Source organism: Streptomyces hokutonensis (assembly GCF_042751305.1).
Classification (GTDB): domain Bacteria; phylum Actinomycetota; class Actinomycetes; order Streptomycetales; family Streptomycetaceae; genus Streptomyces; species Streptomyces hokutonensis_A.
This window is the reverse complement of sequence record NZ_JBHYWD010000001.1, coordinates 123,460-129,415: the sequence shown is the minus strand read 5'-3', so window position 1 is coordinate 129,415 and position 5,956 is coordinate 123,460. Positions and strand designations below refer to the sequence as shown.

5 protein-coding genes are annotated in these 5,956 nt (G+C 71.1%); 3 read left to right on the top strand and 2 right to left on the bottom strand.

Annotated features, from left to right (window positions below; translation table 11 throughout):
• Positions 1–122: 122 nt before the first annotated feature.
• Positions 123–767: a DedA family protein gene (locus ACFXC1_RS00530; RefSeq protein WP_381236817.1), complete on the bottom strand. Its 645-nt coding sequence runs from the start codon at positions 765–767 to the stop codon at positions 123–125.
• A gap of 218 nt (positions 768–985) precedes the next feature.
• Between ACFXC1_RS00530 and ACFXC1_RS00525 the strand changes: the two genes are divergently transcribed.
• The 3 genes from ACFXC1_RS00525 to ACFXC1_RS00515 are packed head-to-tail and all read left to right on the top strand — an operon-like array spanning position 986 to position 5,640.
• On the top strand, positions 986–2,689 hold the full coding sequence (locus ACFXC1_RS00525; RefSeq protein ID WP_381236814.1) for an ABC transporter ATP-binding protein: 1,704 nt from the start codon (positions 986–988) through the stop codon (positions 2,687–2,689).
• Complete coding sequence (locus ACFXC1_RS00520; protein ID WP_381236811.1) at positions 2,686–4,515, top strand: ABC transporter ATP-binding protein; 1,830 nt, start codon at positions 2,686–2,688, stop codon at positions 4,513–4,515. Before ACFXC1_RS00525 ends, ACFXC1_RS00520 begins: the two co-directional genes overlap by 4 nt.
• Before the next feature lie 48 nt (positions 4,516–4,563).
• Positions 4,564–5,640 carry an iron-siderophore ABC transporter substrate-binding protein gene (locus tag ACFXC1_RS00515; protein ID WP_381236808.1) on the top strand — a complete coding sequence of 359 codons (1,077 nt, stop codon included), beginning with the start codon at positions 4,564–4,566 and terminating at the stop codon, positions 5,638–5,640.
• A gap of 57 nt (positions 5,641–5,697) precedes the next feature.
• Here ACFXC1_RS00515 and ACFXC1_RS00510 read toward each other — a convergent pair whose 3' ends face one another.
• Entirely contained in the window at positions 5,698–5,901 is a 204-nt protein-coding gene (locus ACFXC1_RS00510; protein WP_093624131.1) for an MbtH family protein, read from the bottom strand.
• Between the last annotated feature and the right edge of the window lie 55 nt (positions 5,902–5,956).

Below are 5,956 nucleotides of genomic sequence, written 5' to 3'. Positions count from 1 at the left end.
GCCAAGCGCCGTTCGGGGGTAGAATGAGACCCGCGGGGGGGGGGGGGGGGAGCCCGGGGCCGGGCGGCGCCCCGGGGGGGGACCCCAATAACAAAGTCAGCCCCGCGCCCCTTTGGGGCGCTCTACTCGCCGGCGTTGACCGGTGCGGGTTCCTTCTTCTCCGCTGACATCTTCTGGGCCTTGCGCCTCACCATCAGCATGGAGGCGAGGCCCACCAGTACTGCCGCCGCCAGGCCGAAGTAGGAGAAGCGCTTGAGCCAGTCCTCGGCGACGGTTCCTACGTAGTAGACGACCGCCGTGGTGCCGCCCGCCCAGATGACTCCGCCGAGGAGGTTGGCGGTCAGGAACTTCCAGTACGGCATGTGCAGTACGCCTGCGAGCGGGCCGGCGAAGATGCGGAGCAGGGCGATGAAGCGGCCGAAGAAGACGGCCCACATGCCCCACTTCTCGAAGGACCGCTCGGCGGTGGCGACATGGCCTTCGCTGAAGTGTCTGGGGAACTTGTTGCCGAGCCAGGCGAGCAGGGGGCGTCCGCCCTTGCGGCCGATCGCGTAGCCGATGGAGTCGCCGATCACCGCGCCGAGGCTGGCGCAGGCGCCGAGGACGATCGGGTTGATGCCGGAGTGCTGGGAGGAGAGCAGTGCCGCCGAGACCAGGACGATCTCGCCCGGCAGCGGGATGCCCAGGCTCTCCACCCCGATGACCAGCGCCACCACGGCGTAGACGGCCACCGGGGGAACCGTGTCGAGCCATTCCTGGACGTGCAACGCCGGTCCTCCCGAATTCACGTAATGCCTTGCGGGCGTGCGCCGCGCACATGGGCGCACTTGGGAAGCCTACCGCTCGGCGTCACGCGTCGACGCCCCGCCGATCGGCCGCATCGGAACCGCTCCGTTACCTACCGAGCGGGCGGAAAGGGCTCTCACTTCCCGCAGTTCACTTAAGGTAGCCTTGCCTAAGTTGGCCGGTTTCCGGAGGGTGGCTGGTGGGAGCAGGGGAACTGTCGGGGCGGGACGTCCTGGCGCGCTCGGTCAAGGGACAGCTACGACGCGTCGCTCTCGGCTCGGCGCTCGGATGCGTGCACCAGCTGGGGGAAGCCCTGGTGCCAGTGCTCATCGGTGTCGTCATCGACCAGGCCGTCGCAGGCCAGAACGCCGGACGTCTGATGCTCTGGCTCGGCGTACTGGCCGTCATGTACGTGACGCTGTCATGGAGCTTCCGGCTGGGCGCCAAGGCCGGTGAGCGCGGCGCCGAAGAGGCCGCGCACACACTGCGGTTGGCGATCGTGGGCCGGGTGCTCGATGCCCGGGGCGGTGCGGAGGAAGGGCGGCTGCCCGGTGAGCTGGCCAATGTCGCCACCGAGGACGCCAAGCGGGTCGGTGCGGTCAACATGGCGCTGATGAGCGGGATTTGGGCGATCGCCGGGGTCGCCGTGAGCGCCGTCGCGCTGCTGCTGATCTCCGTGACGCTCGGGCTGATCGTGCTGCTGGGGACGCCTGTTCTGTTGTGGCTGGGGCATCTGCTCAGCAAGCCCTTGGAGCGGCGCAGCGAGGCCGAGCAGAACCGGGCCGCCCATGCCTCGGGCGTGGCCGCCGACCTGGTGGCCGGGCTGCGGGTGCTCAAGGGGCTGGGCGCTCAGCGGGCGGCCGTCGAGCGGTATCGGCGCACGAGCCGCATCTCCCTTGCCGCCACGCTGCGTTCGGCGCGCGCCGAGTCCTGGCAGACCGGGCTCGTGCTCGCGCTCACGGGTGGGTTCATCGCGCTGATCGCCCTGGTGGGCGGGCGGCTCGCCCTCAACGGAACTCTTACGTTGGGGCAGTTGGTGTCGGCCGTGGGGCTCGCGTTGTTCCTGCTGGGGCCGTTGGAGACGTTCGCGTGGGTCAACGCCGAGTTGGCGCAAGGCCGCGCATCGGCCGCCCGGGTCGCGGAGGTGCTCGCCGCCGGGCCCGCCGTCGTGGACGGTGACGAACCCGTCGCCGAGCCCGTGCGCGGCGAACTCCGGCTGCGGGGTGTACGGCTCGGCGGCCTCGACGGCGTCGATCTCGACCTGTACGCCGGGCAGTTGACCGGCATCGCGGTGACGGATCCGGCCGGCGCCGAGGCCCTGTTGCGCTGCCTGGGCCGGGAGAGCGACCCCGAGTCGGGCTCGGTCGAGCTGGACGGCGTACCGCTGACTCGCCTGGATCCGACGGGACTTCGAGCGGCGGTGCTCGTCGCGGCCCATGACGCGGCCCTGTTCGAGGGCTCGTTGGCGGCCAACGTGACTCCGGAGGAGGAGTCAGCCGGCGACCACCTCCTCACCGAGCGCGCCATGGCCGCCGCCCGCGCCGACGAGGTCGCCGAGTCCCTGCCGTACGGGACCGCCACCGGTGTCGGTGAGGGCGGCCGGTCCCTGTCGGGCGGACAGCGTCAACGCGTCCTGCTGGCACGGGCGTTGCGGGCCGGGTCGCCCGTCCTCGTCGTGCACGATCCGACGACGGCCGTGGACACGGTGACCGAGGCCCGCATCGCGGAGGGGCTGCGCGCGTTCCGGCAGGGCCGGACCACGATCGTCGTGACCAACAGCCCGGCACTTCTCGCCGTCACCGACCGCGTGATCCTCCTCGACGCCGGGCGCGTCGGCGCCGAGGGCACCCACGCGGATCTGGTGCGGACCGACGCGACCTACCGGACGGCGGTGCTGGCATGACGGCGGAAGACATACGGGCGGACACGGAGGACACCCGGACGGGCACCGAAGACACTCGGACGGACTCCGACCGGGCCCTCCTTCCCACCGCCACCCCGGCCCGCACGCGTGCCGCCGTCCGCGAACTCCTGCGTCCGCAGCGGGGTTTGGCCTTCGCCGGGTTCGGACTGATGGTGGTCGCGACCGCCGTCGGGCTGCTCACCCAGCCGCTGCTGGGCCATATCGTCGACGTGGTCACCGAGCGCCGCTCCCCCGACGCCCTCACGCTGCCCGTGGTCGCGCTCGCCGGGGTCGCCCTGGTCCAAGGGGTCACGACCGCACTCGGGATGTCGCTGGTGTCCCGGCTCGGGGAGACCGCGCTCGCGCGGCTGCGTGAACTGTTCGTCGAGCGGGCACTGTCGCTGCCTCTGGACCGGATCGAGAAGGCCGGGTCGGGTGACCTCAACTCCCGGGTGACGCGGGATGTTTCGCGGGTCGCGGACGCGGTGCGCGGCGCGCTGCCCGAGCTGGCGCGGTCCGCGCTGTCGATCGTGCTGACGCTGGGCGCGCTCGCCCTGCTGGACTGGCGGTTCCTGCTCGCCGCGCTGATCGCGGTGCCCGTGCAGGCCCACACCGCCCGGTGGTACGTGCGCAACGCCGTTCCCCTGTACGCCAAGGAGCGCATCGCGACCGGGGTCCAGCAGCAGCAGTTGCTGGACACCATCGGCGGGGCGCGGACCGTACGGGCGTACCGGCTGCAGCAGGGTCACACCCGGCAGGTCACCGAACGCTCGCGCGCTGCCGTGGAGTTGACGATGAGCGGGGTGCGGCTGATGCTGCGCTTCTACAGTCGGCTGCACATCGCCGAGTATCTGGGGCTGTCCGCCGTCCTGGTCACCGGGTTCCTGCTGGTGCGCGACGGTTCCGCCTCGGTCGGTACGGCCACCGCCGCCGCGCTGTACTTCCACAGTCTCTTCAGTCCGGTCAACACCGCGCTGGTGCTGCTGGACGACGCCCAGTCGGCAACGGCCGGGCTGGCACGGCTCGTTGGGGTCGTGGACGAACCCGCGCCGGTCGTCGCCGGGCGCGCGGACGACCGTACGACCGCGGCCGGACCCCCGTCCGTGACGCTGACCGGTGTCTCGCACGCGTATGTGCCGGGCCGCCCGGTGCTGCACGACGTCGACCTAGAGATCCGGCCCAAGGAGCGGGTCGCCCTGGTCGGCACGACCGGTGCGGGCAAGACGACGCTCGCCAAACTGGTCGCGGGACTGCACCGCCCGCTGGCCGGCCGGATCGACGTGGGCGGTGAAGAGCCGGACGAGGCCGGGCAGTTGGTCGGGCTCGTCACCCAGGAGGTGCATGTCTTCGCCGGGCCGCTCGTCGACGATCTGCGGCTGGCCCGCCCGGACGCGCATATAGAGGAACTCCGGGAGGCGCTCGACACGGTGGGCGCGCTCGGCTGGGCCGAGGGGCTGCCGGAGGGCCTGGACACGGTGGTGGGCGACGGCGGTCACCGGCTGACCGCCGACCGTGCCCAGCAACTCGCCCTGGCCCGGCTGCTGTTGGCCGACCCGCCGGTCGTCGTGCTCGACGAGGCTACGGCGGAGGCGGGCAGTTCGGGCGCCCGTCAGCTCGACGAGGCCGCCGAACAGGCCCTGCGCGGCCGTACGGCGCTGGTCGTGGCGCACCGGCTGAGCCAGGCCGCCTCCGCGGACCGGGTGGTCGTCCTCAGCGACGGCCAGGTCGTGGAGAACGGCACGCACGACCAACTCCTCGCCGCCCAGGGCCAGTACGCCGCTCTCTGGCAGGCCTGGTCCGACAGCCGCTCCTCCGACACCTCCTGAACCCGTCACCCCCCGCCGACCCATCGCGACGAACAGAAGGATCATCCGATGCCCCGCGCCACCAGAGCCTCCCGGCTGTCCGGCCTGCTCGCCTCCGTACTCCTGCTGGCCGTCACGGCGGTGGGCTGCGGTTCCTCCGACTCCGGTTCCGATTCGTCCACTTCGGAGACGGCGGGTTCCGAGGCGAAGGCCTCCGCCGACGCGTTCCCCGTGACGATCGCCCACAAGTTCGGCAGTACGACGATCAAGTCCGAGCCCAAGCGGATCGTCACCGTCGGCCTCACCGACCAGGACGCGGTCCTCGCCCTGGGCAAGGTGCCGGTCGGCACGACCGAGTGGCTCGGCGGCTACAAGGGCGCCATCGGCCCATGGGCCACGGACAAGTTGAACGGCGCGGCCGCGCCGACCGTCCTCAAGGACACCGGCACCGGCCCGCAGGTGGAGAAGATCGCCGCCCTGAAGCCCGATCTGATCCTGGCCGTCTACTCGGGCCTGACGAAGGCCCAGTACCAGAGCCTGTCGCAGTTCGCGCCGGTCGTCGCCCAGCCGAAGGCCTACAACGACTACGGCGTGCCGTGGCAGCAGCAGACCGAGGAGATCGGCCGGGCGCTCGGCAAGTCCGCCGAGGCCAAGACCCTGGTGGCGGGCGTCGAGGCCAAGTTCGACGCGGCCAAGAAGGCCAACCCCGCGTTCGCCGGCGCCTCCGCCGTCATGGCGACCCCGTACGAGGGTGTCTTCGTCTACGGCAGCCAGGACCCGCGCTCGCGGCTCCTGTCCGACCTGGGCTTCTCGCTGCCGAAGGACCTCGACAAGGTCATCGGGGACACGTTCGGCGCCAACATCAGCAAGGAGCGCTACGACCTGCTCGACCAGAAGGTCGCCGTGTGGATCGTGCCGGACACCACAACGGCCGTCACCAAGCTGCACGACGACAAGATCTACGGCGACCTGAACGTGGTGAAGCAGGGCCGCGAGGTCTTCATCAAGGAGACCAGCGACTACGGCAACGCGGTATCCCTCTCTACGGTGTTGAGCATCCCCTACGTCCTGGACCGGCTGGTGCCGCAGCTCGCGGCGGCGGTGGACGGCAAGACGTCGACGAAGGTGGAGCAGCCCGCCTCCTGATCTGCGCATGCGAATGGGGGGCGGGTCCGAGTCCGGACCCGCCCCCCATTCGTGTGCTCAGACCCCGTCGACCAGGCTCTTCGGCCGCATGTCCGTCCAGTTGGCCTCGATGTGGTCCAGGCACTCCTGCCGGGCGGCGGGTCCGTGCGCGACCGTCCAGCCGGCCGGCACGTCCACGAAGTCGGGCCACAGGCTGTACTGGCCCTCGTCGTTGACGAGGACGGAGTAGACGCCTTCGGGGTTCTCGAACGGGTTGCTCATGTCGGGGGCTCCTTGCCTTTCATCGGGATCTGCTGTCGGGGTAAGTGCAGGGATT

Bases quoted from the DNA above. Each gene is read 5' to 3' on its own strand.
- ACFXC1_RS00520 (WP_381236811.1), top strand. From the start codon at position 2,686: ATGACGGCGGAAGACATACGGGCGGACACGGAGGACACCCGGACGGGC.
- ACFXC1_RS00515 (WP_381236808.1), top strand. From the start codon at position 4,564: ATGCCCCGCGCCACCAGAGCCTCCCGGCTGTCCGGCCTGCTCGCCTCC.
- ACFXC1_RS00510 (WP_093624131.1), bottom strand. From the start codon at position 5,901: ATGAGCAACCCGTTCGAGAACCCCGAAGGCGTCTACTCCGTCCTCGTC.